At 68.4% G+C, this 26,901-nt stretch carries 29 protein-coding genes; 27 read left to right on the forward strand and 2 right to left on the reverse strand.

Annotated elements, in window-relative coordinates:
• Nucleotides 1–13: 13 nt before the first annotated feature.
• Nucleotides 14–694 carry a transcriptional repressor LexA gene (lexA, locus tag OSC27_RS03350; protein ID WP_267179993.1) on the reverse strand — a complete coding sequence of 227 codons (681 nt, stop codon included), beginning with the start codon at nt 692–694 and terminating at the stop codon, nt 14–16.
• A 332-nt stretch (nt 695–1,026) separates the two neighbouring features.
• Here lexA and OSC27_RS03355 point away from each other — a divergent pair, with 332 nt between their 5' ends.
• The 9 genes from OSC27_RS03355 to OSC27_RS03395 all read left to right on the forward strand — a co-directional run bounded on the left by OSC27_RS03355 (nt 1,027) and on the right by OSC27_RS03395 (nt 7,914).
• The gene (locus OSC27_RS03355) at nt 1,027–1,374 is read left to right on the forward strand and encodes a LysM peptidoglycan-binding domain-containing protein (protein WP_267179994.1); all 348 of its coding nucleotides are present in this window, start codon (nt 1,027–1,029) and stop codon (nt 1,372–1,374) included.
• A gap of 10 nt (nt 1,375–1,384) precedes the next feature.
• On the forward strand, nt 1,385–2,470 hold the full coding sequence (locus OSC27_RS03360; RefSeq protein WP_267179995.1) for a histidinol-phosphate transaminase: 1,086 nt from the start codon (nt 1,385–1,387) through the stop codon (nt 2,468–2,470).
• Nucleotides 2,471–2,523: 53 nt separating this feature from the next.
• Nucleotides 2,524–3,132, forward strand: coding sequence for an imidazoleglycerol-phosphate dehydratase HisB (hisB, locus tag OSC27_RS03365; RefSeq protein ID WP_267179996.1), 609 nt, complete (start codon nt 2,524–2,526; stop codon nt 3,130–3,132).
• A complete protein-coding gene (gene hisH, locus OSC27_RS03370) occupies nt 3,129–3,761 on the forward strand; it encodes an imidazole glycerol phosphate synthase subunit HisH (protein WP_267179997.1) in 633 nt (210 codons plus the stop codon). The genes hisB and hisH overlap by 4 nt, the downstream gene beginning before the upstream one ends.
• Nucleotides 3,762–3,862: 101 nt before the next feature.
• Complete coding sequence (gene priA, locus OSC27_RS03375) at nt 3,863–4,609, forward strand: bifunctional 1-(5-phosphoribosyl)-5-((5-phosphoribosylamino)methylideneamino)imidazole-4-carboxamide isomerase/phosphoribosylanthranilate isomerase PriA (protein ID WP_267179998.1); 747 nt, start codon at nt 3,863–3,865, stop codon at nt 4,607–4,609.
• Nucleotides 4,593–5,429 (forward strand): SseB family protein, encoded by an 837-nt coding sequence (locus tag OSC27_RS03380; RefSeq protein ID WP_267179999.1) that lies wholly within the window; start codon nt 4,593–4,595, stop codon nt 5,427–5,429. Before priA ends, OSC27_RS03380 begins: the two co-directional genes overlap by 17 nt.
• Nucleotides 5,430–5,575: 146 nt before the next feature.
• Nucleotides 5,576–6,394, forward strand: a complete 819-nt coding sequence (locus OSC27_RS03385; protein WP_267180000.1) for an amino acid ABC transporter substrate-binding protein — start codon at nt 5,576–5,578, stop codon at nt 6,392–6,394.
• A 46-nt stretch (nt 6,395–6,440) separates the two neighbouring features.
• Nucleotides 6,441–7,130: an amino acid ABC transporter permease gene (locus tag OSC27_RS03390; protein ID WP_267180001.1), complete on the forward strand. Its 690-nt coding sequence runs from the start codon at nt 6,441–6,443 to the stop codon at nt 7,128–7,130.
• Nucleotides 7,114–7,914, forward strand: coding sequence for an amino acid ABC transporter ATP-binding protein (locus OSC27_RS03395; RefSeq protein WP_267180002.1), 801 nt, complete (start codon nt 7,114–7,116; stop codon nt 7,912–7,914). Before OSC27_RS03390 ends, OSC27_RS03395 begins: the two co-directional genes overlap by 17 nt.
• Nucleotides 7,915–7,928: 14 nt before the next feature.
• On the opposite strand, the gene OSC27_RS03400 is transcribed toward OSC27_RS03395, so the two are convergent.
• The gene (locus OSC27_RS03400; RefSeq protein WP_267180003.1) at nt 7,929–8,279 is read right to left on the reverse strand and encodes a DUF1844 domain-containing protein; all 351 of its coding nucleotides are present in this window, start codon (nt 8,277–8,279) and stop codon (nt 7,929–7,931) included.
• A gap of 273 nt (nt 8,280–8,552) precedes the next feature.
• Here OSC27_RS03400 and infC point away from each other — a divergent pair, with 273 nt between their 5' ends.
• The 18 genes from infC to OSC27_RS03490 all read left to right on the forward strand — a co-directional run bounded on the left by infC (nt 8,553) and on the right by OSC27_RS03490 (nt 26,889).
• Nucleotides 8,553–9,185 carry a translation initiation factor IF-3 gene (gene infC / locus OSC27_RS03405; protein ID WP_267180413.1) on the forward strand — a complete coding sequence of 211 codons (633 nt, stop codon included), beginning with the start codon at nt 8,553–8,555 and terminating at the stop codon, nt 9,183–9,185.
• Nucleotides 9,185–9,379: a 50S ribosomal protein L35 gene (gene rpmI / locus OSC27_RS03410; protein ID WP_267180004.1), complete on the forward strand. Its 195-nt coding sequence runs from the start codon at nt 9,185–9,187 to the stop codon at nt 9,377–9,379. The genes infC and rpmI overlap by 1 nt, the downstream gene beginning before the upstream one ends.
• A 26-nt stretch (nt 9,380–9,405) precedes the next feature.
• Nucleotides 9,406–9,798: a 50S ribosomal protein L20 gene (gene rplT / locus OSC27_RS03415; RefSeq protein ID WP_267180005.1), complete on the forward strand. Its 393-nt coding sequence runs from the start codon at nt 9,406–9,408 to the stop codon at nt 9,796–9,798.
• 108 nt (nt 9,799–9,906) lie between these two features.
• The gene (locus tag OSC27_RS03420; RefSeq protein ID WP_267180006.1) at nt 9,907–10,728 is read left to right on the forward strand and encodes a TrmH family RNA methyltransferase; all 822 of its coding nucleotides are present in this window, start codon (nt 9,907–9,909) and stop codon (nt 10,726–10,728) included.
• 119 nt (nt 10,729–10,847) lie between these two features.
• The gene (locus OSC27_RS03425) at nt 10,848–11,633 is read left to right on the forward strand and encodes an amino acid ABC transporter ATP-binding protein (protein WP_323373903.1); all 786 of its coding nucleotides are present in this window, start codon (nt 10,848–10,850) and stop codon (nt 11,631–11,633) included.
• Nucleotides 11,634–11,666: 33 nt separating this feature from the next.
• Nucleotides 11,667–12,542 carry a glutamate ABC transporter substrate-binding protein gene (locus tag OSC27_RS03430; protein ID WP_267180007.1) on the forward strand — a complete coding sequence of 292 codons (876 nt, stop codon included), beginning with the start codon at nt 11,667–11,669 and terminating at the stop codon, nt 12,540–12,542.
• A gap of 100 nt (nt 12,543–12,642) precedes the next feature.
• Nucleotides 12,643–13,290, forward strand: a complete 648-nt coding sequence (locus tag OSC27_RS03435; RefSeq protein WP_267180008.1) for an amino acid ABC transporter permease — start codon at nt 12,643–12,645, stop codon at nt 13,288–13,290.
• Nucleotides 13,291–13,343: 53 nt separating this feature from the next.
• A complete protein-coding gene (locus tag OSC27_RS03440) occupies nt 13,344–14,168 on the forward strand; it encodes an amino acid ABC transporter permease (RefSeq protein WP_323373904.1) in 825 nt (274 codons plus the stop codon).
• 71 nt (nt 14,169–14,239) lie between these two features.
• Nucleotides 14,240–15,280 (forward strand): phenylalanine--tRNA ligase subunit alpha, encoded by a 1,041-nt coding sequence (gene pheS / locus OSC27_RS03445; RefSeq protein ID WP_267180010.1) that lies wholly within the window; start codon nt 14,240–14,242, stop codon nt 15,278–15,280.
• A gap of 3 nt (nt 15,281–15,283) precedes the next feature.
• Nucleotides 15,284–17,962: a phenylalanine--tRNA ligase subunit beta gene (gene pheT / locus OSC27_RS03450; RefSeq protein ID WP_267180011.1), complete on the forward strand. Its 2,679-nt coding sequence runs from the start codon at nt 15,284–15,286 to the stop codon at nt 17,960–17,962.
• 215 nt (nt 17,963–18,177) lie between these two features.
• Complete coding sequence (argC, locus tag OSC27_RS03455) at nt 18,178–19,221, forward strand: N-acetyl-gamma-glutamyl-phosphate reductase (protein ID WP_267180012.1); 1,044 nt, start codon at nt 18,178–18,180, stop codon at nt 19,219–19,221.
• Complete coding sequence (gene argJ / locus OSC27_RS03460; protein ID WP_267180013.1) at nt 19,218–20,366, forward strand: bifunctional glutamate N-acetyltransferase/amino-acid acetyltransferase ArgJ; 1,149 nt, start codon at nt 19,218–19,220, stop codon at nt 20,364–20,366. The genes argC and argJ overlap by 4 nt, the downstream gene beginning before the upstream one ends.
• Nucleotides 20,366–21,310, forward strand: coding sequence for an acetylglutamate kinase (gene argB, locus OSC27_RS03465; protein ID WP_416348804.1), 945 nt, complete (start codon nt 20,366–20,368; stop codon nt 21,308–21,310). Before argJ ends, argB begins: the two co-directional genes overlap by 1 nt.
• Entirely contained in the window at nt 21,307–22,515 is a 1,209-nt protein-coding gene (locus OSC27_RS03470; protein ID WP_267180014.1) for an acetylornithine transaminase, read from the forward strand. Before argB ends, OSC27_RS03470 begins: the two co-directional genes overlap by 4 nt.
• A gap of 27 nt (nt 22,516–22,542) precedes the next feature.
• Nucleotides 22,543–23,496: an ornithine carbamoyltransferase gene (gene argF / locus OSC27_RS03475; RefSeq protein ID WP_267180015.1), complete on the forward strand. Its 954-nt coding sequence runs from the start codon at nt 22,543–22,545 to the stop codon at nt 23,494–23,496.
• Between the two features lie 107 nt (nt 23,497–23,603).
• Complete coding sequence (locus OSC27_RS03480) at nt 23,604–24,800, forward strand: argininosuccinate synthase (protein ID WP_267180016.1); 1,197 nt, start codon at nt 23,604–23,606, stop codon at nt 24,798–24,800.
• A gap of 35 nt (nt 24,801–24,835) precedes the next feature.
• On the forward strand, nt 24,836–26,293 hold the full coding sequence (gene argH / locus OSC27_RS03485; protein ID WP_267180017.1) for an argininosuccinate lyase: 1,458 nt from the start codon (nt 24,836–24,838) through the stop codon (nt 26,291–26,293).
• Nucleotides 26,290–26,889 (forward strand): DNA-3-methyladenine glycosylase, encoded by a 600-nt coding sequence (locus OSC27_RS03490; protein WP_267180018.1) that lies wholly within the window; start codon nt 26,290–26,292, stop codon nt 26,887–26,889. The genes argH and OSC27_RS03490 overlap by 4 nt, the downstream gene beginning before the upstream one ends.
• The last annotated feature ends 12 nt before the right edge of the window (nt 26,890–26,901 follow it).

Genomic DNA, 26,901 nt, shown 5'->3' on the forward strand with positions numbered 1-26,901 from the left:
CGCGACCAGCGGCTCAGACCGCGCGCATCACCGCGACGACCTTGCCGAGAACCTCAGCGAAGTCGCCGAGGATGGGCTCGAAGTTGCTGTTGCGGGGCAACAGCCACGTGTGGCCGTCACGCTGGCGGAACACTTTGACGGTCGCCTCGTCATCGAGCATTGCCGCGACGATATCGCCGTTCTCGGCCGTCTTCTGCTGGCGCACGACCACCCAGTCGCCGTCGCAGATGGCGGCGTCGATCATCGACTCGCCCACCACTTTGAGCATGAAAAGGTCGCCGTTGCCCACGAGCTGACGAGGTAGCGGGAACACCTCGTCGATCTGCTGCTGGGCGGTGATCGGGATGCCCGCGGCAATGCGGCCCACGAGGGGGACCATCGCGGCGTCGCCAACCGGCGTCACGGCATCCGCGTCGACGGATGTGCTCGACGGCAGGTCGATGAGAATCTCGAGAGCGCGAGGTCGATTCGGGTCACGGCGCAGGTAGCCGCTCAGCTCCAGCTGGTTGAGCTGGTGGGTCACGCTTGAGAGTGACGCGAGGCCGACGGCGTCGCCGATCTCGCGCATGCTCGGCGGATAGCCGCGGGAGGCGACGGACTGCGCGATGACCTCGAGGATGGCGACCTGCTTGTCGCTCAGGTTCTTGCGCCGCCTGGTTCCGCCTCGTTCTTTCGCCACTCCGTTGTCGCTCATCCTGTGTCCCTTCGCGAAGACCCCATCCTGCGGATGGCGAATGTCAGTGGTGCCTGATTGTGTTCCTTCAGACAATCGAAACTGTATCCGCCCAGGCAGCCGGAGACAAACATCTGTTCGAGTGTGTCGTGCGAAAGGGTGTTGTGGAGGAGATGCGGTGGGGCTTGCAGCGCCGATTGATCGAAGGTATATTCGAAACAGATGTTCTATTCGCCCAACGCCGACAGGCGGGCGATGAGACTGAGAGGTCGTACGACATGAGCACGGCAACCCTTACAGCAGGCCCGCTTTCCGCGCGCTCGGCATCCAGAGGCGTCACGATCGAGCCACGTGTGAGCCAACGAGAATCAGCCTCTGGGCCGGCCGCGGCGCACACCCGTCTTCACCTGACCCGGCGCGGGCGCGTCGTTCTGACTGCCCTGGTCTCCGTCCCTCTCGTTGCCGCCGCCCTGTTTTTCTCACTGAACGGCGGCGGCGCTCTGGCTGCAGGCGGGTCGCAGGCGCACTTCACCTACGCGACGGTGCAGAACGGTGACTCGCTCTGGAACATCGCCGAGCGGATCGCGCCGTCGAGTGACCCCCGCGAGGTCATCGCGGACATCGTCTCGCTCAACCAGCTCTCCAGTACGGTCGTCTCGCCGGGCCAGCGCATCGCGATTCCGCTCGAATACGCCCGGTAGCATGTGCTGAGTGACCACACTCGCCGACCTGCCGATTCGTGACGATCTTCGGGGCCAGTCCCCGTATGGCGCACCGCAGTTGCACGTCCCCGTGGCGCTGAACGTCAACGAGAATACGCACGGCCTTCCCGATGACGTCATTGACGACATCGTCGGCGCCCTCGCCGCCGCAGTGCGGGGTGCCAATCGGTATCCGGATCGGGAGTTCACGGCGCTGCGCGAGGCGCTGGCCGGCTATCTCGGCGACGCGGTGCGGCCGGAGAACATCTGGGCCGCGAACGGGTCGAACGAGGTGCTGCAGCAGCTCCTGCAGGCGTTCGGTGGCCCAGGGCGCAGCCTCCTCGGCTTCTCGCCGACATATTCCATGTACCCGCTCCTGGCGTTGGGCACCGGAACCGAGTGGGTGTCCGCGTCTCGCGCAGAGGGGTTCGTGCTCACCGCTGACCGCGCGGCCGAACAGGTACGCCAGGCGCGGCCCGACATCGTGATCCTGTGCGCCCCGAACAATCCCACGGGTACGCCGCTCGACCTCGACGTCGTCACGGCGGTCTACGACGCCACCGACGGTGTCGTGATCGTCGACGAGGCATACGCCGAGTTCATGCCGGCCGGCACGCCGTCGGCCGTCACCCTGCTCGAGGGTCGCGAGCGCCTCGCGGTCTCGCGCACCATGAGCAAGGCGTTTGCGTTCGCGGGGGTGCGCCTCGGCTATCTCGCCGCCGACCCGGCACTCATCGACGCCCTGCGCCTCGTGCGGCTGCCTTACCACCTCTCGGCTCTCACGCAGGCGGCCGCCTGCGCGGCCCTCCGGCACGCAGACGAGATGCTCGCCATGGTCGGCGAGATCGCTGCGCAGCGTGATCGCATCATCACCCAGCTGACTCGGATGGGCTTCCACCCGTACCCGAGCGGCAGCAACTTCGTACTCTTCGGCGGGGTCGCCGAGCCGCGTGCGGTGTTCGACGCGCTGCTCGCACAGGGCATCCTCATTCGAGACCAGTCCATTCCCGGGCACCTTCGCGTCACCGCGGGCACGGAGGCGGAGACCACCGCTTTCCTGAACGCCATGGAGCCGTTCGCGCCTGCGGGGGAGTGACCCCGGCGCCGTCGGCGGCGTAACGCGCGCGCGTGCCGCTAAAATCGGGAACCATGAGCCCGTCAGCGCGCACCGCCCAGCTTCGACGAGAGACGAGCGAGTCCAGCATCGAGCTGTCGCTCGACCTCGACGGCTCGGGCGAAAGCGACATCCGCACCTCGGTGCCGTTCTTCGACCACCTCCTCACGGCGTTCGCCCGCCACTCGCTCACCGATCTGACCGTGCGCGCCGAGGGCGACATCGAGATCGACGTGCACCACACGGCCGAAGACGTCGGCATCGTGCTCGGCCAGGCTCTTCGCCAGGCGCTCGGCGACAAGAGCGGCATCTCCCGGTTCGGTGATGCCCTCGTGCCCCTCGACGAGGCGCTCGTGCAGGCCGTCGTCGACATTTCGGGGCGACCGTACCTCGTGCACTCTGGCGAGCCGGCGGGCTTCGAGTTCCACCTCATCGGCGGCCACTTCACCGGGTCGATGGTGCGGCACGTCTTCGAGGCCATCACGTTCAACGCCGCGCTGACCACCCACATCCGGGTTCTCGGCGGCCGCGACCCGCACCACATTGCGGAGGCCGAGTTCAAGGCCTTCGCGCGCGCGTTCCGCCAGGCGAAGGCGCTCGACCCGCTCGTCACCGGCGTGCCCTCGACGAAGGGTGCGCTGTGACTGCGCCATCCGTCGTCGTGTTCGACTACGGCACGGGTAACGTGCACTCCGCGGCGAAAGCGCTCGAATCCGCCGGCGCCCGCGTGCGACTCACCGACGACCGAACCGCCGCCATGGAGGCGGACGGCCTCGTCGTTCCCGGCGTCGGCGCGTTCAGCTCGGTTGCCGACGCCCTGCGGTCGGTGCACGGCGACGAGATCATCGGTCGCAGACTTGCGGGTGGCCGGGCCGTTCTCGGCATCTGCGTCGGCATGCAGGTGCTGTTCGAGCGCAGCGTTGAGCGCGGTTCACGCGCAGACGGGCTCGGCGAGTGGCCGGGGGAGGTGCGCGCCCTCGAGGCCGACATTCTGCCGCACATGGGCTGGAACACGGTCGATGCACCCGAGGAGTCGGTGCTGTTCTCCGGCATTCGCAACGAGCGCTTCTACTTCGTGCACTCGTTCGCCGCGCAGGAGTGGGAACTCGAGGCTACGGGCCGCCACCAGCCGCCGGTGCTGACGTGGGCCGAGCACGGCAGCCGCTTCCTGGCCGCAGTTGAGAACGGGCCGCTCAGCGCCACGCAGTTCCACCCCGAGAAGTCCGGCGAAGCCGGCATCCGTCTGCTGCGCAACTGGCTGGGGGCCGTGTAGTTCACGCCGTGGCCTAGAGTTAGAGGCTGCGCCGGGCAGCACATGGCCGGCCGTCTGCGATCACCGCGCACGGGCACCCGGCGCGCCACACGAGGATGATGATGAGCGAATTCAACAGGATGCCGCGGCTCGTGCTGCTGCCGGCCGTCGACGTCGCGGGCGGCAAAGCCGTGCGACTGACGCAGGGCGAGGCCGGAAGCGAGACGAACTACGGCGACCCGGTCGATGCCGCGGCCGACTGGGCCGACCAGGGCGCCGAGTGGATCCACCTCGTCGACCTCGACGCCGCCTTTGGGCGAGGCGACAACCACGGGGTTCTGAAGAAGGTCATCAAGCAGGTCAAGGGCGTCAATGTCGAACTCTCCGGCGGCATCCGCGACGACGCGTCCCTTGAGTCCGCGCTGGGCATCGGGGCCAAGCGCATCAACCTCGGCACGGCCGCGCTCGAGAACCCCGAGTGGGCCGCGAACGTCATCGGGCAGTACGGCGAGGCGGTCGCGGTCGGGCTCGACGTGCGCGGCACCACACTCGCTGCCCGCGGCTGGACCAAGGAGGGCGGCGACCTCTGGCAGGTCATCAACAGGCTCGAGGATGCGGGCTGCGCCCGGTACGTGGTCACCGACGTGACCAAAGATGGCACTCTTCAGGGGCCCAACCTTGACCTGCTGCGCCAGGTCATGGAGCGCACGGAGCGGCCCGTCGTGGCCTCCGGCGGCATCTCGAATCTTGACGATATCGCGGCCCTGCGTGAACTGGTGCCGCTCGGTCTCGAGGGTGCGATCGTCGGCAAGGCCCTCTACGCCGGCGCGTTCACGCTGCCGGAGGCGCTGGATGTCGCCGGAGACTGACGGCCCAAGGCCGCTCCCCGCGCACATTGCGGCGAGCCTGGCCAGGTCCGCGAACCCAGCCGCGTCCGGGAATCTCGCCGACTCGGCTGGACAGCCGTGGGCGGGCCGGCATTTCGACGGCAACGACTTCGGCGACGATGACGGCAGCGCCCCCGAGCGCCTGATACGCGCGCTGGCCGAATTCCGCGCCGGCAGCGTCGCAGCGGATGCGGTGGTCGACGCCATGCGCGGCGTGCGCCTTCTGATTCCGCTCGTGGCCCAGCTCGGCGAGGCGGGTCTCGATGAGCACGGCCGCACCGTCGACAAGACTCAGGAGCTGGCCATCGTGACGGTCGAGGCGCCGGACGGTCGCGCGGCGCTCCCCGTCTTCTCGTCGGTGACCGCGATGCAGGCGTGGAATGCCACGGCACGGCCCGTTCCGGCCGACGGAGTGCGGGTGGCGCTCGCCGCGGCGGGCGAGCAGACCGATCTCGTCGTCCTCGACCCGACAAGCGACACCGAGTTCGCCGTGCGCAGGCCCGCCGTGTGGGCGATGGCCAAAAGCGAGCCGTGGCGCCCGCCTCATGCCGATCCCGTCGTGCGAGAGGCGTTTGACGCGTCGATCGGCACCGAGCTTGGCGTGATCGGCATCGACCTGCTCGCAGGCGACGCGGACGCGCGGCTCGCGGGACCCGAGCTGATCGTTCAGCTTCGGCTCGTGCAGGGGCTCACCGAGGCAGAGCTCGATGCCGTGCTCGCCCGGCTCGCGCAGCGATGGGCGTCCGACGACGTCATCGCCACGCGCGTCGACTCCCTCGGCGTGCAGCTGCTGCCGAGCTGAGCGGTCCGCCGACTCGAGGCCCTGCGGCGTAACCCCACGTAACACGGGAATGCGCTCCCGGTTCGTCGCGTTTACCGTGACGCGCCCTCAGGGCGCGGCGCGCATCCGTTGCGTTCCGCTTGTCTCCCGTCTTACGAAAGGCCATCATGAAACTCCGTCTCGCCGTCGCCGGTTCGATTGCCGCGCTCCTGACACTCGGGCTTGTCGGCTGCTCGGCCACCGGCTCGGGCGATACGGGCGCGTCGAACGTCCAGGGCAGCGCAGACCTCAAGGCCGCGGCCGCGACGTCGACGGGCATCGTCGTGGGAACCGAGGGCACGTACAAGCCCTTCTCCTACCACGACACCACCACGAACCAGCTCACCGGCTACGACGTCGACGTCACGAAGGCGGTTGCCAAGAAGCTCGGTGTGAAGGTGACGTTCCGCGAGACGCAGTGGGACGGCATCTTCGCCGCCCTTGATTCCAAGCGCATCGACGTGATCGGCAACCAGGTGTCCATCACCCCTGAGCGCAAGGCCAAGTACAGCTTCAGCACTCCATACACCGTGTCACCCGGCGTCATCATCACCCGAGCCGACGATACGTCCATCACGAGCTTTGCCGACCTCAAGGGCAAGACGACCGCGCAGTCCAACACGAGCGACTGGTATGCGCTCGCGCAGAAGTCGGGCGCCAAGGTCGAGGCGGTCGAGGGCTGGGCGCAGGCAATCGCGCTGCTGCAGCAGGGTCGAATCGACGCCACCGTCAACGACAAGCTCACGCTCCTCGACTACGAGAAGCAGAACCCGAACGTGAAGCTGCGCATCGCGGCCACCGCGGACGACCCGGCAGAGAACGCCTTCGCCTTCCGCAAGGGCAGCACCCTTCCGAAGGACTTCGACAAGGCGCTCGCCGAACTGCGCGCCGACGGCACGCTTGCGAAGATCTCGAAGAAGTACTTCGGCGAGGACGTGTCACAATAGGCCGCGTGAGCCGCCGCATCCTGTCGAGACCCTCGGGCGTGCACGAGTGACGCCCGAGGTCGGCACGCTCCCGTACTACTGGGATCTCGTCATCCATTCCCTCGGGCCCATCGCGCTGGGCGGGCTGACCGGGACCATCCCGCTCTCGCTCGTCACCTTCGCGGTCGGCCTCGTCATCGCGATCGTCATCGCGCTCATGCGGCTCTCGGGCAGCCGCGTGCTGCGCGGAATCGCCCGCGTGTATGTCTCGATCATCCGCGGCACTCCCATGCTGGTGCAGCTTTTCGTCGTGTTCTACGGGCTGCCGTCGCTCGGAATCACGCTCAATCCGTGGCCGAGCGCCATCATCGCGCTCTCGCTCAACGTCGGCGGTTATGCCTCCGAGGTGGTGCGCGCCGCCATCCTCGCCGTGCCGCGCGGCCAGTGGGAGGCCGGCTACACCATCGGCATGACCACGGGCCAGGCCATGCGCCGCATCGTCCTGCCGCAGGCCGCGCGGGTCTCAGTGCCGCCCCTGTCGAACACGTTCATCAGCCTGGTGAAGGACACCTCGCTCGCCTCGGTGATCCTCGTCACCGAGCTGTTCCGCGAGGCCCAGCAGATCGCGGCGGCATCCAGCGAGTTCCTCGTGCTGTACATCGAGGCGGCCGTCGTCTACTGGTTCATCTGCATGCTGCTCGCCGCCGGCCAGTCGGCCATCGAGAAGAGACTGGACCGCTATGTCGCCCACGCCTGAGAACGCCAGCAGAGCGGATGCGCCCCGCGCCGCACCCCGCCTCGCCGTCCGCGGGCTGCACAAGTCCTTCGGCGCCCACGAGGTGCTGCGCGGCATCGACCTCGAGGTCGGCGTCGGGCGCGTCGTTGTGCTCATCGGTCCGTCCGGATCGGGCAAGACCACGTTGCTGCGCTGTCTCAACGCGCTGGAGATCGCCGATTCCGGCACGGTTCGCATCGACGAACTCGAGGTCGACTTCTCGCAGCCGGTCGGCAAGGCCCGCATCACCCGGCTGCGCCGCAGCTCGGCGATGGTCTTCCAGCACTACAACCTGTTCCCCCATAAGACGGTTCTCGAGAACATCATCGAGGGGCCGGTTCAGGTGCAGAAGCGTTCGGTTGCTGAGGCGACAGCCGAAGCGGATGCGCTGCTGGAGAAGGTGGGGCTCGCCGACAAGCGCGACGTCTATCCCTTCCGCCTTTCCGGCGGCCAGCAGCAGCGCGTGGGGATCGCCCGTGCGCTCGCGCTCAGGCCCAACGTGATCCTCTTCGACGAGCCGACGAGCGCCCTCGACCCTGAACTCGTCGGCGATGTTCTCGGCGTCATGCAGGCACTGGCCCGCGAGGGCTGGACCATGGTCGTCGTGACCCACGAACTGGCGTTCGCGCGGCAGGTCGCAGACGAGGTGCTGTTCCTCGACGGCGGTGAGATCGTGGAGCGCGGGCATCCGCAGCAACTCTTCACCGAGCCGCGCGAGGCGCGCACGAGGCAGTTCCTCAGCCGCATCCTCAACCCGCTCGACTGATCAGCTCGCTGGCCTCAGTTCACCGGCCCGGTGTACTTCTCGCCCGGCCCCTTGCCCGGGGCGTCGGGAACTGACGATGCCTCGCGGAACGCGAGCTGCAGCGACCGCAGCCCGTCGCGCAGGCTGCGCGCGTGGTGGTCGCCGATCTCAGGGGATGCGGCGGTCACGAGGCCGGCGAGCGCGGTGATGAGCTTGCGCGCCTCGTCGAGGTCGATCTGCTCGCCTGGATCGTCGGCGAGGCCGCATTTGACGGCTGCCGCGCTCATCAGGTGCACGGCGGTCGTCGTGATGACCTCAACGGCAGGCACCTCCGCGATGTCCCGTGTTGCTTCGTCGGTTGCATCGACGCCGGATGTGTCGCTCACTCACGTTCCTCTGTTAGACTGCCTCAGGCTCCGGGGCTTCATGTCCCGGTACGAAAGTGGAGATTCTCCCACCCGCGCTTGACCGCTTACAAGGTTACCGGGTAGTTCGCACTCCGCCGACTCGGTGCAGATCGAGACGGTAGCCAGGGTGCCGTGCCAGGGTTCGAGACGCACATCGCGAGTCCCAGGGTGCGTGAATCTCCTCTCTCGCCGCCGAACGGCAACCGCCGATCGGCGTGGCTGAAGAACATCGCTCAAGCAGAGGAGAAACGCATCAGCGATCCCCGTACCAATGACCGTATCCGCGTCCCCGAAGTCCGTCTCGTCGGCCCAAGCGGAGAGCAGGTCGGCGTCGTGAAAATCGAGGTCGCCCTTCGTCTCGCGCAGGAAGCCGATCTGGACTTGGTTGAGGTCGCTCCCAACTCCAAGCCTCCTGTGGCGAAGATCATGGATTACGGCAAGTTCAAGTACGAGGCTGCGCAGAAGGCCAAGGAGGCCAGGCGCAACCAGGCGAACACGATCCTGAAAGAGGTTCGTTTCCGCCTCAAGATCGACAAGCACGACTACGAGACCAAGCGCAAGCGCGCCGAGGGCTTCCTCAAGGCCGGTGACAAGGTCAAGGCCATGATCCTGTTCCGTGGCCGTGAGCAGTCCCGCCCCGAAATGGGCGTCAAACTGCTGCAGCGCTTCGCAGAAGACGTTGCCGAGTTCGGCTCTGTCGAGTCCACACCCACCATCGACGGTCGCAACATGGTCATGGTCATCGGCCCGTTGAAGAACAAGTCCGAGGCCAAGGCCGAGGCGAACGCCCACCGTGCCGCCGCAAAGCAGGCGCACAACACCTCGCCCGACGAGGCACAGAACCAGAACCCCTCGCCCTCCGAGGCGACGAACGAGGAGAAATAATGCCCAAGCAGAAGACGCACTCCGGTGCCAAGAAGCGCTTCAAGATCACCGGCAGCGGCAAGGTCATGAAGCAGCAGTCCGGCATGCGCCACAACCTCGAGGTGAAGGCGACCGACCGCAAACGTCGCCTCAACCAGGAGCAGGTGCTGTCCCCGGCCGACGCGAAGACGGCCAAGAAGCTGCTCGGCAAGTAACCCCCGACACCTAGGAAGAGAAGAACATGGCAAGAGTGAAGAGGGCGGTCAACGCCCACAAGAAGCGTCGGGTCATCCTGGAGCGCGCCGAGGGCTACCGCGGGCAGCGTTCGCGCCTGTACCGCAAGGCCAAGGAGCAGGTCACCCACTCGCTGGTCTACAGCTACCGCGACCGCAAGGCGCGCAAGGGCGACTTCCGCCGCCTGTGGATCCAGCGCATCAACGCCGCGAGCCGCCAGAACGGCCTGACCTACAACCGTCTGATCCAGGGCCTGAACCTGGCCGGCGTCGAGGTCGACCGTCGCATCCTCGCCGAGCTCGCGGTCAACGAGCCCGCGACGTTCTCGGCTCTGGTCGAGACCGCGAAGAAGGCACTGCCGGCAGACACGTCGGCGCCGAAGGCACAGCCGGCCGCGTAGCCGAACAGGCGATACGACCGAACGGTCGCGAAGGAGGGGGAGCGCGTCACGCGCTTCCCCTCCTTCGCGCATCCGCTCTGCCCGTGCTGCCGTCGATAGACTCGGCACATGCTGGAGAATCCCCGGTCGCCCCGCGTGCGCGCCGTCGCCAAGCTCGCCAAACGGTCCGCCAGGGCTGAGACCGGGCTCTTCCTGCTCGAGGGTCCCCAGGCGGTCACCGAGGCGCTCGCGTACCGGCCAGAGCTGCTCGTCGACCTCTTCGTCACACCCACGGCACTTGAGCGGCATCCCGAGCTGACGGATGCGGCGCAGAGCGCCGATCTCGGCATCACCTTCGTCGCCGAGGACGTGCTCGGCTCCATGGCCGACACCGTGACGCCGCAGGGCGTTGTCGCCGTCTGCCGGCAGTTCCCCGTTGCGCTCAAGGAGATCTTCGCGGCCGCGCCGCGCCTCATTGCGGTGCTTGAGGAGGTTCGAGACCCAGGAAACGCCGGCACCATTATTCGCGCGGCGGACGCTGCCGGTGTCGACGCCGTCATTCTCACCGGGCGCACCGTTGATCTCTACAACCCCAAGGTGGTGCGCTCCACCACTGGATCGCTCTTCCACGTGCCGGTCGCGGTCTCGGCGACGCTCGACGACGTGCGGGCCCGGCTGGTTGCGGCCGGCGTTCAGCTGCTCGCTGCGGATATCAAGGGCGAGAGCCTGCTCGACGCCCGTGTCGCCGGAGCGCTCGCCCCCGCAAGTGCCTGGCTGTTCGGCAACGAGGCGCGCGGGCTCAGCGACGAGTATCTGGCGATCGCCGATCGGGTCATCTCGGTGCCCATCTACGGCCTGGCTGAGTCGATGAACCTCGCGACGGCGGCATCCGTCTGCCTGTACGAGAGCGCCTTCGCCCAGCGCAGCGTCGAGGGAACCGGGCGCGCTTAACCTCTGAAGCAGGGTTGCGCAACCGCTTGGCGGGTGCGCAAACGAGCAAGGTTGCAGAACGGCGGCGACACGGCTCGGGTGATTGACGGCGTATTCATAGCTGTGGTTGGGTATGCCCCATGGATCCATCCCGCACGGCGGTCCCTGAATCCGCCGACACCGCCGTCGGCAGGCCTCTGGTCGTCATCGAGCATGTCAACAAGCACTTCGGAGAGCTGCACGTTCTGAAGGACATCACGACGCAGGTCGCCCGTGGCGAGGTTGTCGTCGTGATCGGCCCGAGCGGCTCCGGCAAGTCCACGCTGTGCCGCGCCATCAACCGGCTGGAGACGATCGACAGCGGCACCATCTCGATCGACGGCACACCGCTGCCCGCAGAGGGGGCCGCGCTCGCCAGGCTTCGAGCGGATGTCGGTATGGTCTTCCAGTCGTTCAACCTCTTCGCGCACAAGACGATCCTCGAGAACGTCACCCTCGGCCCGCGCAAGGTGCGCCATCTCTCGAAGGCCGACGCCGACCGGCGCGGAATGGAGATGCTCGAGAGGGTCGGGGTGGCCGACCAGGCCGGCAAAATGCCCGCGCAGCTCTCGGGCGGCCAGCAGCAGCGCGTGGCCATTGCCCGTGCGCTCGTCATGGACCCCAAGCTGATCCTGCTCGACGAGCCGACGTCTGCACTCGATCCCGAGATGATCAGCGAGGTGCTTGACGTCATGGTCGGCCTCGCTCGCGACGGCATGACCATGGTCGTCGTTACGCACGAGATGGGCTTCGCGAGAAAGGCCGCCGACCGCGTGCTGTTCATGGCAGACGGCGAGTTGGTCGAAGAGGCGACGCCGGAGGCGTTCTTCAGCAATCCACAGTCTTCGAGGGCGCAGGACTTTCTCTCGAAAATCCTCACCCACTGAATCGGTGGGCGAGACAACAGCAAGGAGAACAGCATGAGACTCAAAAAAAGAGGCCTACTGGTTTCCGCACTGGCCGTGGCAGGCATCCTCACGTTCACAGCGTGTTCGGGTGACGCGGGCGGCAACGCGGGGGACGCACCGAAGCCGGAGACGTCGAGCTTTCCGTCCGGCTCGACCATGGCGAAGCTGCAGAAGCAGGGGTCGATCACGATCGGCACCAAGTTCGACCAACCACTCTTCGGTTTGCAGGGTCCGGATGGCACTCCGGTCGGCTTCGACGTGGAGATGGGCAAGCTCATCGCGTCGAAACTTGGCATTCCCGCCGACAAGATCGAGTGGAAGGAGACGGTCTCCAAGAACCGCGAGCCGTTCATCGAGAACGGCACGGTCGACATCGTCGTCGCCACGTACACGATCAACGATGAGCGCAAGCAGGTCGTCTCGTTCGCGGGTCCGTACTACACCGCAGGCCAGGACCTGCTGGTGCTGAAGGGCAACCCCGACGGCATCAAGAGCGTCGACGATGTCAAGGGCAAGCCGGTCTGCACGGTCTCGGGCTCCACCTCGCTCGAGAACATCAAGCAGTACACCGACAACATCATCACCACCGACACGTACTCCAACTGCCTGGAGCCGCTGCGCAACGGCAAGGTTGTCGCCGTCACGACCGACAACGTGATCCTCGCCGGTCTCGCATCGCAGAACGAGGGTGAGTTCGAGGTCCTCGACAAGCCGTTTACCTCGGAGCCGTACGGCATCGGCCTGAAGAAGGACGACGACCAGTTCCGCACCTTCATCAACGACGTGCTCGAGGAGTCGTACAAGGACGGCGCCTGGGCCAAGGCGTGGGAGGCCACGGCCGGCAAGGTGCTGAAGACGCCTGAGCCGCCGACGGTCGACCGGTACTGATCGAAGCGGGGGCCGCCGTGCGCACACGGTGGCCTCCGCGGGCCGGGGCGCGGTGACGCGCCCGGCTCATCCGCCCTGAACCTCATGCGAAAGGTGGCCTGTGGACGCCGTCATCGATAGCCTGCCGACCTATCTCAAGGGGTTCGTCGGCACGCTCGAGCTGCTCGCGATCTCCGGGGTCGGCGCGCTGATCCTCGGCACCATCGTGGCCGGCCTGCGCATCTCGCCGATCGCGTCTCTGCGCACGTTCGCGGCGGTCTATACCGAGGTGCTGCGCAACATCCCGCTGCTGCTGGTGCTGTTCTTCTGCGGGGTCGTGCTTCCCTACCTCAAGGTTCCGCTCGACTACTTCCCGCTCGCGCTCATCGGGCTCACGCTCTACACCTCGCCGTTCGTGGCCGAGGCCGTGCGCTCGGGCGTCAACGGCGTTCCGGTCGGCCAGGCCGAGGCCGCGCGCAGCATTGGGCTACGGTTCGGTCAGACGCTCTCGCTCATCGTGATGCCTCAGGCCATTCGCATGGTGATCCCGCCGCTCATCAATGTGATCATCGCGCTGGCGAAGAACACGTCGGTCGCCGGCGGATTCTTCGTCTATGAGCTGTTCAAGGCCGCGAACGACATCACCAACCTGCGCGGTGACGCCGTCATCGTGCTGCTGCTCGGCATCGCCGTGCTCTATCTGGTGATCACTGTGCCGCTCGGGCTGATAGCCGGGGCGGTCGAGCGAAGGGTGGCGGTGCTGCGATGAGCGCCAGTGTGCTGTACGACGCGCCGGGTCCGATTACTCGCAGGCGCTCCCGCGTGACCTCGATCATCGGCACCGTCGTGATCCTCGCGATTCTCGCCTGGTTCATTTACACCATTGCCGCGCCGCGCACTCTTGCGAACGGCGCGACCGTTGTCGGGCTGCTCGACGCATCCCGTTTCGACATCCTCTCCGACCCACAGCTCTGGCAGGCCGTGGGCCGAGGGCTTGTGCAGACGCTGAAGATGGCGGCGGTCGGCGGCGCGCTTGCCCTCGTGATCGGGGTCCTCTTCTCGTTCGGGCGCACCGCTCGAAGCGCGGCCGTACGGGTGCCGACGGCGGTGGTGCTCGAGTTCCTGCGCGGCATGCCCGTGCTGCTCATGATGCTCTTCATTCTGCTCGTGTTCGCGACGGGGTCGTACTGGGCCGGCGTGGTGGCGCTCGCCGTGTACAACGGCGCGCTCATCGGCGAGATCCTGCGTGCTGGCATCCAGTCGCTGCCGCGAGGCCAGCGTGAGGCCGGCCTTGCCATCGGCCTCACTCCCGTGCACACCCGCATGATCATCGAGTTCCCGCAGGCGTTCCGGCAGATGCTGCCAATCCTCGTCGCGCAGCTCGTGGTGCTGCTGAAGGACACCTCGCTGGCGTACATCGTCGGCTATCCCGAGCTGCTTCGCACGGTCACCAACCTCGGTAACTTCTACGGCAGTCGGTACACCTTCACGCTCTTCTTCATCGCGTTCGTCATCTACCTCACGATGAACCTGCTGCTCTCCTGGTTCGCCCGCCGGCTCGCCAGGCGAAGTGGCGGGCGAGCGGCGGCACTGGCGCGGATGCCCGGCGCGGGAATGGGAACAGGCGCGCCCGGGGGAGGCGCGTAGGCGCATGGTCACCGGCCGTGCCCGCCTCGACGAGCGAGCCAGCGGCTGGGCTGGCACTAAACTTGGGCCTCGTGTCCGAACCCATTGAGATCTCCGAGCAGTCGGTCGGCCAGGCCGTCGAGGTGGCGCTGGCCGCCATCGCCGCCGCCCAGGATTCGACCCAGCTGAAGGCCGTGCGCTCTGCGCATCTGGCCGAGTCCTCCGCGCTCGCCAGGCTGAACGCGAGCATGCGCACTGTGCCGAACGAGCAGAAGGCGGCCGCGGGCAAGCTCGTCGGTCAGGCGCGTGCGCGTGTCAATCAGGCGTTCTCCGCACGCGAGGCAGAGATCGTCGAGGCGGAGGACGCCCGTCGTCTGGCCGAGGAGGCCGTCGACGTCACAGCGCTCGCAAGCCGGTGGCGGCCGGGAGCCCGCCATCCGCTGAACCTGCTGCAGGAGCGCATCGCCGACGTCTTCGTGGGCATGGGCTGGGAGGTCGCCGAGGGCCCAGAGCTCGAGAGCGAGTGGTACAACTTCGACGCCCTCAACTTCGACGAGGACCACCCCGCCCGCGCCATGCAGGACACCTTCTTCGTCGAGCCCGCCGACGCGCACCTCGTGCTGCGCACGCACACGTCGCCCGTGCAGCTGCGCGCCCTGCTCGCCGGCGAGCTGCCCGTCTACCGTGTGGCTCCGGGCCGCGTCTACCGCACCGACGAGCTCGATGCCACGCACACCCCGGTGTTCCATCAGATCGAGGGCATCGCGGTCGACAAGGGCCTCACCATGGCGCACCTGCGCGGCACACTCGACCACTTCGTCAAGGCCATGTTCGGCGACGAGGCCACGGTTCGCCTGCGCCCCAACTACTTCCCGTTCACCGAGCCGAGCGCCGAGCTCGACCTGTGGCACCCCACGTTCAGCCAGGGCCCGCGCTGGATCGAGTGGGGCGGCTGCGGCATGGTCAACCCCAACGTGCTGCGCTCGGCCGGCATCGATCCCGACGAGTACTCGGGCTTCGCGTTCGGGGTGGGCGTCGAGCGGGCCCTGATGTTCCGCAACGACGTGAAGGACATGCACGACATGGTCGAGGGCGACATCCGCTTCAGCCAGCAATTCGGAATGGTGGTGTAGCTCATGCGGGTTCCGCTCAGCTGGCTTGCCGAGTTCGTCGACCTTCAGCCGGGCACCACGCCGGAGCAGGTGCATGCCGCGCTCGTGCGCGTCGGGCTCGAAGAGGAGGAGATCCACCGCTTCGAGGTGAGCGGCCCCGTCGTCGTCGGTCAGGTGCTCGACTTCGTCGAGGAGCCGCAGAAGAACGGCAAGACCATCCGCTGGTGCCAGGTGCAGGTCGCGCCAGAGGGCGAGAGGGCAGCGGATGGCGGCGACGCCGTGCATGGCATCGTCTGTGGCGCGCACAACTTCCTCGTCGGCGACAAGGTCGTGGTGACGCTGCCCGGCGCGGTGCTGCCCGGACCATTCCCCATCGCGGCGCGCAAGACGTACGGGCATGTCTCCGACGGCATGATCGCCTCGGTGCGCGAGCTCGGGCTCGGCGACGACCACGAGGGCATCCTGCGGCTGTCGACCCTCGGGCTCGACCCCGAGGTGGGCGCCGACGCGATCGCGCTGCTCGGCCTCGACGATTCGGCCGTCGAGATCAACGTGACGCCCGACCGCGGTTACGCGTTCTCGATTCGCGGCGTGGCCCGCGAGTACGCGCACTCCACCGGCGCCGTGTTCCGCGACCCCGCCCTCACGCGGGCCCCGGAGCCCGCCGCAGAGCGGGTTGAGGAGCGCGAAGCGCGTCTCGAAACCCGCACCCCAGCCGAAGAGCGGGTTGAGGAGCGCGAAGCGCGTCTCGAAACCCGCACCCCCGCAGAAGAGCGGGTTGAGGAGCGCGAAGCGCGTCTCGAAACCCACATCCCCGCCCTGCACGTCACCCTCGACGACACCGCCCCCATCCGCGGCCGCCAGGGCGCCACGGTCTTCGTCACGCGCGTCGTTCGTGACGTTGATCCCGCCCGGCCGACCCCGCCATGGATGACCTCACGTCTCACGCTCGCCGGCATCCGCTCACGCGCGCTCATCGTCGACGTCACGAACTACGTGATGCTCGAGCTCGGCCAGCCGATACACGCGTACGACCTCGACCGCCTCACGGGCGACATCACTGTGCGCCGCGCGCAGCCGGGGGAGACGCTGGTCACGCTCGACGACGCGACGCGCGAGCTGAACGGTGAAGACCTCGTGATCGCCGACGCCTCGGGCGCCATCGGGCTCGCCGGCGTCATGGGCGGCGCGTCGACCGAGATCGGCGCCGATACCCGCAACGTGCTCATCGAGGCCGCCAACTTCGACCCCGTCTCCATCGCGAGAACGGCGCGTCGCCACAAGCTGCCGAGCGAGGCGTCCAAGCGCTTCGAGCGCGGTGTCGACCCTCGCGTGGCCGAGGCCGCCGCCGCCCGTGTCGTGCAGCTGCTCGAGACGCTCGCAGGCGGCCGAGCGGATGCGCGTGGTTCCGTCATCGACGAGTCGACCCCGCGGCATCCCATCGACCTTGTGCGCGGCTACGTCTCCTCTCTCATCGGGGTCGATTACACCGACGACGAGATCCGGGGTTCGCTCAGCGAGATCGGAGCCGAGCTCGAGGTGACCGAGACCGGCCTCGCTGTGACCCCGCCGAGCTGGCGCCCGGATCTCGCGGCCCCGTGCGACCTGGCCGAGGAGGTCGCCCGCATTGTCGGTTACGATCGCATCCCCTCGGTGCTTCCGGTCGCGCCGCCCGGCCGCGGCCTCAGCCGTTCGCAGCAGTTGCGCCGCCAGGCGTCGGCAGCTCTGGCGGATGCCGGACTCACCGAGGTGCTCGCCTACCCCTTCGTCGACGCCAACGCGAACGACACCTTCGGCTCGCCGGTCGGCGAGAGCGTGCGCGCGATGCGGCTCGCGAACCCGCTCGACGCCAGCGCACCGTTCCTGCGCGTCTCGCTGCTCCCGGGCCTCCTCGACGTGGCGAGGCGCAACCTCTCGCGTGGCTTCACCGACCTTGCGGTGTATGAGGCGGGATTGGTCTTCCTGCCACAGGATGGCGTGCAGTACGGCAGCAGCGCGCTGCCGGTCGGTGCCGCGCTGCCCGCAGCCGACACCCTCGCCGCGCTGAACGCCGGCATCCCGCCGCAGCCGCGGCGCATCGCCGCGGTGCTGCTCGGCAACACCGTCGACAGACAGCCCGAACAGCCCCCCGTGCCGGTCGGGGTCGCGGATGCGATCGCGGTCGCCCGCCAGGTCGGGCACGCGATCGGCGCGACGATCGACGTCGTGCAGGGCAGCCACGGCGCCCTGCATCCGGGCCGCACTGCCGAACTCGTCGTGAACGGCGCCGAGCGCGCACACCACGTCGGCTATGCCGGCGAGCTGCTGCCGGCGCTCGCCGCCGAACTCGACCTTCCCCGCGTTGTGGCGGTCGTCGAGCTGGACCTCGACCTGCTGATCCACCTCGCGTCGAGCCACGTCGAGGCGAGGCAGATCGCCGACTATCCGGCGGCCACGCAGGATCTCTCCCTCGTGGTGCCGATCTCGGCAGCGGCCGGCGACGTGCACACCGCGGTCGTGCAGGGTGCGGGACCGCTGCTCGAGGATGCGCGGCTCGTCGACGACTACCGGGGCAGCGGAGTGCCGGAGGGCGCCAAGAGCCTCACCTTCGCGCTGCGCTTCCGCGCAAGCGACCGCACGCTGACCGCGGCGGAGGCGAGCGGGGCGAAGCTCGCCGGTGCGGCGCTGGCGGCCGAGCGCTACGGCGCCACCATACGGGAGTAGACGGCAACGATTCGTGCGCTCGAGTCGCGAGGGGTTATGCTCGCCTCATGGCTTTCGAGGCGCGCACCCTTTCGACGCGAGGCATCTCCGCCCGCGTGCTGCGCCGACGCCTGGTCGCGGGCCGAATCTAGGCGACGTGCGCTGAAGGGCCTTGTGGTCCGTGCAGTGGGCGCCGCCGACACGATCCCCTGTCGCCCACTCAATAAGGTAGAAGCATGACTTTCTCCGTTGCCGTCGCCGGCGCGAGCGGCTACGCCGGCGGTGAGGTGCTGCGCATCCTCGCCGCCCATCCCGACTTCGAGGTGGTGACGGTCACCGCCAACGCGAACGCGGGCAGACCGCTCATCGAGCACCAGCCGCACCTGCGCTCTCTCTCACACCTCACGCTCGTCGCGACCACGGCCGAAAACCTTGTCGGCCACGATGTGGTCTTCCTGGCTCTGCCGCACGGCGCTTCCGGCGCTCTGGCGGAGGCGCTCGACGATCGCACCCTGGTGGTCGACTGCGGCGCCGACCATCGGCTCGAGAACGAGGCCGACTGGTCCGCGTTCTATGGCGGGCAGCACTTCGCCGCGTGGCCGTATGCGGTGCCCGAGCTGCCCACGACGACCGGCAAGCAGCGCGAGCGGCTCGTGGGTACCCGGCGCATCGCCGCACCCGGCTGCAATGCCAGCGCGGTGTCACTCGCGCTCGCGCCCGGCATTCGCGCCGGCGTCATCGAGCAGCACGACATCGTCACGGTGCTCGCGGTGGGCCCGTCGGGCGCGGGCAAGAAGCTCGAGGTGCCGTACCTCGCGAGCGAACTGCTCGGGTCAGCGGCCCCGTACGCGGTCGGCGGAACGCACCGGCACATCCCCGAGATCCAGCAGAATCTCCGCCTGGCAGGCGCGAGTGACCCCACCCTCTCGTTCACCCCTGTGCTCGTTCCGATGGCGCGCGGCATTCTCGTCACCGCAACTGCGCGCCTGGTTGCCGGTGCGTCGCCGGCCGACGTGCGCAAGGCGTGGAGCGACGCGTATGACGGCGAACCGTTCGTGCAGCTGCTGCCAGAGGGTTCGTTCCCGCGCACGGCAGACGTGCTCGGCGCCAACACCGCGCTCATCGGCCTCGCGGTCGACGAGGCGGCGGGGCGCGTGGTCTCCGTGCTCGCGATGGACAACCTCGTGAAGGGCACCGCCGGCGCGGCCGTGCAGTGCGCCAACATCGCCCTCGGCCTCGACGAGAGTGCCGGCCTGTCAGTGAATGGAGTCGCACCGTGAGCGTCACCGCAGCATCGGGATTCGTCGCGGCAGGCGTTGCCGCAGGGCTCAAGTCGACGGGCGCCCTCGATCTCGCCCTCGTCGTCAACACCGGGCCGCAGAAGGCCGCCGCGGCCGTGTTCACGAGCAACCGCGCGAAGGCCAACCCCATCCTCTGGTCCCAACAGGTCATCGACGACGGCACCGTCGAGGCGATCGTGCTCAACTCGGGCGGCGCCAACTGCTTCACCGGCTCGCAGGGCTTCCAGACCACACACGCCACGGCCGAGGCGGTCGCGGAGGCGCTTGATCTCTCGGCGGGCGACGTACTCGTCTGCTCGACCGGCCTCATCGGCGAGCAGCTCGATCGTGAGAAGCTCATCGTCGGCGTTCGCGCCGCCGCGGCATCCCTGTCTGACGACGGCGACGCCCCGGCCCGGGCCATCATGACGACCGACACCCATCCGAAGACGGCCGTGCGCACAGCAGACGGCTGGAGCATTGGCGGCATGGCCAAGGGCGCCGGCATGCTCGCGCCCGGTCTCGCCACCATGCTTGTCGTCATCACGACGGATGCTGCGCTGACATCCCGTGAGCTCGAGGAGGCCCTGCGCGCCGCAACCCGCGTCACGTTCGACCGCCTCGACTCCGACGGCTGCATGTCCACCAACGACCAGGTGACCCTGCTCGCATCGGGAGCGAGCGGTGTGACGCCGCAGCCCGAACGCTTTCAGGCCGAACTCACCGCGCTCTGCGCCGACCTCGCCTCACAGCTCCAGTCCGACGCCGAGGGAGCGAGCCACGACATCGCCATCGAGGTCACCGGAGCCGCCACTGAGGACGACGCCGTCGAGGTTGCCCGCTCCGTCGCCCGCAGCAACCTCTTCAAGGCCGCGGTCTTCGGCAACGACCCCAACTGGGGCAGGGTGCTCTCGGCCATCGGCACCACGAGCGCCGCATTCGACCCGTACGACGTCGACGTGAGCATGAACGGCGTGCGGGTCTGCCACGCGGGCGAGCCGGACCGCCCACGCGACGAGGTGGACCTCACGCCCCGCGCCGTGCACGTCGGCATCGCGCTTGGCGTGGGCGACGCCACCGCGACGATCCTGACAAGCGACCTCACGCACGAATACGTGCACGAGAACAGCGCGTACGCGAGCTGATGATGATGCAGAGCGTCGCAGAGCAACAGAACCAGGCGGAGGCGGCCGTCAAGGCCGGCACGCTCATCGAGTCCCTGCCGTGGCTCAAGCGGTTCCACGGGCAGAAAATCGTCGTCAAGTTCGGCGGAAACGCCATGGTGTCGCCCGAGTTGCAGCGGGCGTTCGCCGAAGACATGGTCTACCTGCACTACGCGGGCATCCATCCCGTGGTCGTGCACGGCGGAGGACCGCAGATCTCGGCCATGCTGGAACGCCTCGGCATCCCCACCGAGTTCCGCGGCGGCTACCGCGTGACGACACCCGAGGTCATGGACGTCGTGCGCATGGTGCTCACCGGCCAGGTGAGCCGCGACCTCGTGAGCAACATCAATGAGCACGGCCCGCTCGCCGCCTCCCTCTCGGGCGAAGACGCCGGCCTCTTCCAGGGCCAGCGCAGGGGAGCGGTCGTCGACGGGGTGCCGGTCGACCTCGGCCTCGTCGGCGATGTCGTCGGCGTCGATCCCGAGGCGGTCATCGCGCAGATCGAGGCGGGGCGCATTCCGGTCGTCTCCTCCATCGCGCCCGATGGCGAGGTGCCCGGCCAGAGCCTCAACGTGAATGCGGATGCCGCCGCGAGCGCCCTTGCGGTCGCCCTCGGCGCCGCGAAGCTCGTCGTGCTGACCGACGTCGCGGGCCTCTACAGCGACTGGCCCGACCGCGACTCCCTCGTCTCCGTGATCGATACGGACGAGCTGCGCGGCATGCTGCCGAGCCTCGAGTCCGGCATGATCCCGAAGATGACCGCGTGTCTCGACGCCGTCGAGGGCGGCGTGGCGAAGGCGGCCATCATCGACGGGCGCGTGCCGCATTCGATCCTGCTCGAGATCTTCACCACGCGCGGCATCGGAACCGAGGTCGTCCTGCCTGCGCCCACGAACGGCCCCCTGGGAGGTTCCCCCGCATGACCATCACCGATATCGCGTGGCCCGAGCGGTATTCCGCGCACATGATGAAGACCATCGCCACGCCGCAGCGCATGCTCGTGCGCGGCGAGGGCTGTCGGGTGTGGGATTCCGAAGGCAGGGAGTATCTCGACTTCCTCGCCGGCATCGCCGTCAATGCGCTCGGCCACGCGCATCCGGCCCTCGTCTCCGCTGTGAGCGCGCAGGTCGCCACCCTCGTGCACGTCTCCAACTATTTCGCCACCCCGCCGCAGGTCGAGCTCGCCGAACGGCTGTGCCGGCTCACGGGAGCGGGCGAGGGCGGCCGGGTCTTCTTCTGCAACTCCGGTGCCGAGGCCAATGAGGCCGCCTTCAAGCTGGCGCGCCTGAACCGCAGGGCCGGCCCCAGCCGCATCCTGGCCCTGAAGAACTCGTTCCACGGTCGCACCATGGGTTCGATGGCGCTCACCGGCAAGCCGCAGATGCGCGAGCCGTTCGAGCCCATGCCGCCGGGTGTCGAGCACATCGACTCGACCATCGAGGCGCTCGAGGCGGCCATCGACGACACCGTCTCGGCCCTCATCGTCGAGCCCATCAAGGGGGAGGCCGGCGTCATCGACCTTCCCGCGGGCTACCTGGCACGGGCGAGGCAGCTGACCGAACAGCACGGCGTGCTGCTCATCATCGACGAGATCCAGACCGGCGTCGGCCGCACAGGGGCCTGGTTCGGCCACCAGCATGAGGGCATTGTTCCGGATGCGCTCAGCCTCGCCAAGGGCATGGCCGGTGGCGTCCCGATCGGCGCCCTCGTGACCTTCGGGTGGGCATCCGATCTCCTGGGGCGCGGACAGCACGGCAGTACCTTCGGCGGCAACCCCCTTGCGACCGCGGCGGCCAACGCCGTTCTCGGCGAGATCGAGGCCTCCGACCTTGTCGGCAACGCGGCGCGGCGCGGCGACGAACTGCGCGGCATCGTCGACGACCTGCGCGACGAGCCGGGCGGAGACGTGCTCGGCGAGCTGCGCGGGCGCGGCCTGCTCATCGGCATCGGCCTGAACCGGCCCGCCGGGCACGCCATCTACGAGGCCGCCCTCGAGGCGGGTCTCATCGTCAACGCACCCAACGAATCGACCATCCGGCTCGCGCCGCCGCTCATCGTCGGCGACGCCGAACTCGATGAATTCCGGCAACGCTTCGCCCAGGCACTCGCCGCCGTGGCCGATCACTGAGCCGCAACTGCAAACGAAGGCACTCGCATGAAAACCATCACCGCAACGCGGCACTTCCTCCGCGACGACGACATCACTCCGGCCGAGCAGGCCGAGATCCTCGACCTCGCCGTCGCCATGAAGGCCGACCGCTTCGGCCATCAGCCCCTCGCCGGCCCGCAGACCGTGGCTGTCGTCTTCGACAAGACCTCGACGCGCACGCGGGTATCGTTCGCCGTCGGCATCGCCGATCTCGGTGGTGTTCCGCTCATCATCGACAGCCAGTCGAGCCAGCTGGGCGGCAAGGAATCCGTCGCCGACACCGCACGCGTGCTCGAGCGCATGGTCGCCGCAATCGTCTGGCGCACCTACTCGCAGGCCGGTCTGGAAGAGATGGCGGCCGGCACCACGGTGCCCGTCGTCAACGCGCTATCCGACGACTTCCACCCGTGCCAGCTCCTCGCCGACCTGCTCACGATTCGCGAGCAGCGCGGCAGCCTCGCCGGTCAGACGCTCACCTATTTCGGCGACGGCGCGAACAACATGTCGCACTCCTACCTGCTGGCATGCGCGACCGCGGGCATGCACGTGCGCGTCGCCGCCCCGGCCGACTATCAGCCGTCGTCGCGCGTCGTGGACCGTGCCCGCGCCATCGCGGGAACCACGGGCGGCTCCGTCGAGCTGTTTACCGACCCGCGCGCTGCGGCAACGGGCGCCGACGTGCTCGTCACGGACACCTGGGTCTCGATGGGCCAGGAGGCCGAGAAGGCGTCGCGCCAGGCGGCCTTCGGCGAGTACCGAGTGGATGCTGCGCTCATGTCCGTCGCCGCGTCCGACGCGATCTTCCTGCACTGCCTGCCGGCATACCGCGGCTACGAGGTGACCGAAGACGTCATCGACGGACCGCGGAGCGTCGTGTGGGACGAGGCGGAGAACCGCCTGCACGCACAGAAGGCCCTCCTGGCCTGGCTGCTCGCGAAGAACAAGACGCCAGTCGAGTAGCGCGAATCCCCTGCCGGTCGAGTAGCGCGAAGCCCCTGCCGGTCGAGTAGCGCAAAGCGCGTATCGAGACCTCACACCTTAAACTGATTCACACACGAAGGAGAACCATGGCGGAACGCGTCGTCCTCGCATATTCGGGCGGGTTGGATACATCGGTCGGCATCGGCTGGCTCAAGGATGCGACCGGCAAGGAGGTCGTCGCACTCGCGGTCGACGTCGGCCAGGGCGGCGAAGACATGGAGGCGATCCGTCAGCGCGCGCTCGACTGCGGCGCCGTCGAGTCGGTGGTCGTCGACGCCAAGGACGAGTTCGCGAGCGACTACCTCATGCCGGCTCTGAAGGCGAACGCGCTCTACCAGAAGCGCTACCCGCTGGTTTCCGCGCTGTCCCGCCCGGTCATCGCCAAGCACCTCGCCGAGACGGCGAAAGCACTCGGCGCCGACTCGGTCGCGCACGGCTGCACGGGCAAAGGCAACGACCAGGTGCGCTTCGAGGCCGCCGTCGCCGCGCTCGCGCCGGATCTGACCTCGCTCGCGCCTGTGCGCGACTTCGCTCTCACGCGCGACAAGGCCATCGTCTACGCGGCCGAGCACAACCTGCCGATCGTGCAGTCGAAGAAGAGCCCGTACTCCATCGACCAGAACGTGTGGGGCCGCGCAGTCGAGACCGGCTTCCTCGAAGACCCGTGGAACGCCCCTATCGAAGACCTCTACACCTATACGAAGAACCCTGCCGAGGCGGGCGCTCCCACCGAGGTCACGGTCACCTTCACCGAGGGCATGCCCACTGCCATCGACGGCTCGCCGGTCTCGCCGCTCGAGGCCGTGCAGCTCATGAACACCCTCGCCGGCGACCAGGGCGTCGGGCGCATCGACATCGTCGAGGACCGTCTCGTCGGCATCAAGAGCCGTGAGGTATACGAGTCTCCCGCCGGCATCGCGCTGATCGCGGCGCACGAGGAGCTTGAGAACCTCACGGTCGAGCGCGACCTCGCCCGGTATAAGCGCGGCGTCGAGGCCAAATGGTCCGAGCTGGTCTATGACGGGCTCTGGTTCTCCGGCCTCAAGCGCGCCCTCGACGTGTTCATCGACGAGACCCAGAAGTACGTGACGGGTGACATCCGCCTGACGCTGCATGCGGGCACCGCGGTCGTCACCGGCCGTCGATCGGCGGCCAGCCTGTACGACTTCAACCTGGCTACCTACGACACGGGCGACACGTTCGACCAGTCGCTGGCCAAGGGCTTCATCGAGCTGTGGTCCCTGCCGAGCAAGATCTCGGCTCGCCGCGACCTCGAGAGCTGACGAGTGCTCGTGCGCAGGGCAGCAGGGATGACCGCATGAGCGACGACGCAACGAGGGGCGCCGGGCGCCCCTCCGGCACGCGAGAGGGCGCCCTCTGGGGTGCCCGGTTCGCCGGAGGCCCGTCGGCAGAGCTCGCCGCGCTCAGCAAGTCGACGCACTTCGACTGGCAGCTCGCGCCGTACGACATCGCCGGTTCCCGAGCCCACGCGCGAGCGCTGGCGACCGCCGGCTACCTGACGAGCGATGAGCTCGATGCCATGCTCGCCGCTCTCGACATCCTTGAAGCGGATGTCGCCTCCGGCGAACTCGTCGCTGCCGACACCGATGAGGACGTGCATGGCGCGCTCGAGCGCGCCCTCATCGAGCGGGCGGGCGCGGAGCTCGGCGGCAAGCTGCGGGCCGGGCGAAGCCGGAACGACCAGATCGCCACGCTCATCCGCCTCTATCTTCGCGACCACGCCGAGATCATCGCCGAGCGTCTCGTGCAGCTCATCGACGCTCTCGCGTCGCAGGCGGAGGCGCACGGCAGCGCCATCATGCCGGGCCGCACGCACCTGCAGCACGCGCAGCCGGTGCTGCTCGCCCACCACCTGCTTGCGCACTGCTGGCCGCTTGTGCGCGACCTCGAGCGCATCGCCGACTGGCGAGAGCGGGCCGACGTCTCGCCGTACGGCTCGGGCGCGCTGGCGGGCAGCACGCTTGGCCTCGACGCGGTCGCGGTGGCGCACGATCTCGGCTTCGCCACCAGCGCCGAGAACTCCATGGATGGCACGGCCGCCCGTGACGTCGTCGCCGAGTTCGCGTACATCGCCGCGCAGATCGGCGTCGACGTCTCCCGCCTGGCCGAGGAGATCATCCTCTGGAACACCCGCGAGTTCGACTTCGTCACCCTCGACGACGCCTACTCCACCGGGTCGTCGATCATGCCGCAGAAGAAGAACCCCGACATCGCCGAGCTTGCTCGCGGCAAGTCGGGCCGCCTCATCGGCAACCTCACCGGCCTGCTCACCACGCTCAAGGGCCTGCCGCTCGCCTACAATCGCGACCTGCAGGAGGACAAGGAGCCGCTCTTCGACTCCGTCGCCACCCTCGAGGTTCTCCTTCCCGCCTTCGCGGGCATGGTCGCCACGCTGCGCTTCAATACCGAGCGGATGGCGGCTCTCGCGCCCCAGGGCTTCTCCCTGGCCACCGACGTTGCAGAATGGCTCGTCACGCAGCGCGTTCCGTTCCGGAACGCCCACGAGATCACGGGCGCGCTGGTGAAGGCGGCCGAGGAGCGCGGCGTCGAGCTCGACGAACTGAGCGATGACGAGTTGTCGAGCGTCTCCGCGCAGCTGACCCCGGCGGTCCGCGAGGTGCTCACGGTGCAGGGGTCCGTCGCGAGCCGAGACGGTGCGGGGGGCACGGCGCCGGTGCGCGTCGCCGAGCAGCGTGTGCGCCTCGTCGAGCGCGTTCGGGCCGTGAGCATCCGCCTCGGCATCGAGGGCGCGTGACAGATCGTTCCTTCCTCGAGGCGCCGGCCGTCGAGGTCGCCCCGCGGCTCCTCGGCGCGGTGATCCGCCACGAGAGCGACGACGGCGTCGTCGCCATCCGCCTCACCGAGCTCGAGGCGTACCTCGGCGACGGCACCGATCCCGGCTCACATGCCTTCCGCGGTATGACGAAGCGCAACGCCACGATGTTCGGCGAACCGGGTCACCTCTACGCCTACTTCACGTATGGCATGCACACGTGCGGCAACATCGTGTGCTCGCCGAGCGGCACGGCCTCGGGAGCGCTCATGCGCGGCGGCGAGGTGGTCGAGGGGCACGAGCTCGCACGGGCCAGGCGCTCCACGAGTAAGAACCGGCACGACCTCGCCCGCGGCCCGGCCCGGCTTGCGGTCGCCCTCGGCATCCGGCTTGCAGACAACGGCTCCGATCTCTTCGCGCCGCCGTTCTCGCTCGAGCTGCCGCACGCGCCCTTCGACTACCTCAGCGGCCCGCGAACGGGCGTGAGCGGGGAGGGCGGCACCGAGAAGTACCCGTGGCGATTCTGGCTGCCGGATGAGCCCTCCGTCTCGCCGTACCGCCGGCATCCGAAGGCCTGAATCGCCGGCGAC

It is taken from the genome of Microbacterium sp. STN6, assembly GCF_026410545.1.
GTDB lineage: Bacteria > Actinomycetota > Actinomycetes > Actinomycetales > Microbacteriaceae > Root112D2.

Bases quoted from the DNA above. Each gene is read 5' to 3' on its own strand.
- lexA (WP_267179993.1), bottom strand. From the start codon at position 694: ATGAGCGACAACGGAGTGGCGAAAGAACGAGGCGGAACCAGGCGGCGC.
- hisB (WP_267179996.1), top strand. From the start codon at position 2,524: ATGAGCCCGTCAGCGCGCACCGCCCAGCTTCGACGAGAGACGAGCGAG.
- priA (WP_267179998.1), top strand. From the start codon at position 3,863: ATGAGCGAATTCAACAGGATGCCGCGGCTCGTGCTGCTGCCGGCCGTC.
- OSC27_RS03380 (WP_267179999.1), top strand. From the start codon at position 4,593: ATGTCGCCGGAGACTGACGGCCCAAGGCCGCTCCCCGCGCACATTGCG.
- OSC27_RS03385 (WP_267180000.1), top strand. From the start codon at position 5,576: ATGAAACTCCGTCTCGCCGTCGCCGGTTCGATTGCCGCGCTCCTGACA.
- OSC27_RS03395 (WP_267180002.1), top strand. From the start codon at position 7,114: ATGTCGCCCACGCCTGAGAACGCCAGCAGAGCGGATGCGCCCCGCGCC.
- rpmI (WP_267180004.1), top strand. From the start codon at position 9,185: ATGCCCAAGCAGAAGACGCACTCCGGTGCCAAGAAGCGCTTCAAGATC.
- rplT (WP_267180005.1), top strand. From the start codon at position 9,406: ATGGCAAGAGTGAAGAGGGCGGTCAACGCCCACAAGAAGCGTCGGGTC.
- OSC27_RS03420 (WP_267180006.1), top strand. From the start codon at position 9,907: ATGCTGGAGAATCCCCGGTCGCCCCGCGTGCGCGCCGTCGCCAAGCTC.
- OSC27_RS03425 (WP_323373903.1), top strand. From the start codon at position 10,848: ATGGATCCATCCCGCACGGCGGTCCCTGAATCCGCCGACACCGCCGTC.
- OSC27_RS03430 (WP_267180007.1), top strand. From the start codon at position 11,667: ATGAGACTCAAAAAAAGAGGCCTACTGGTTTCCGCACTGGCCGTGGCA.
- pheT (WP_267180011.1), top strand. From the start codon at position 15,284: ATGCGGGTTCCGCTCAGCTGGCTTGCCGAGTTCGTCGACCTTCAGCCG.
- argC (WP_267180012.1), top strand. From the start codon at position 18,178: ATGACTTTCTCCGTTGCCGTCGCCGGCGCGAGCGGCTACGCCGGCGGT.
- argB (WP_416348804.1), top strand. From the start codon at position 20,366: ATGATGATGCAGAGCGTCGCAGAGCAACAGAACCAGGCGGAGGCGGCC.
- OSC27_RS03470 (WP_267180014.1), top strand. From the start codon at position 21,307: ATGACCATCACCGATATCGCGTGGCCCGAGCGGTATTCCGCGCACATG.
- argF (WP_267180015.1), top strand. From the start codon at position 22,543: ATGAAAACCATCACCGCAACGCGGCACTTCCTCCGCGACGACGACATC.
- OSC27_RS03480 (WP_267180016.1), top strand. From the start codon at position 23,604: ATGGCGGAACGCGTCGTCCTCGCATATTCGGGCGGGTTGGATACATCG.
- argH (WP_267180017.1), top strand. From the start codon at position 24,836: ATGAGCGACGACGCAACGAGGGGCGCCGGGCGCCCCTCCGGCACGCGA.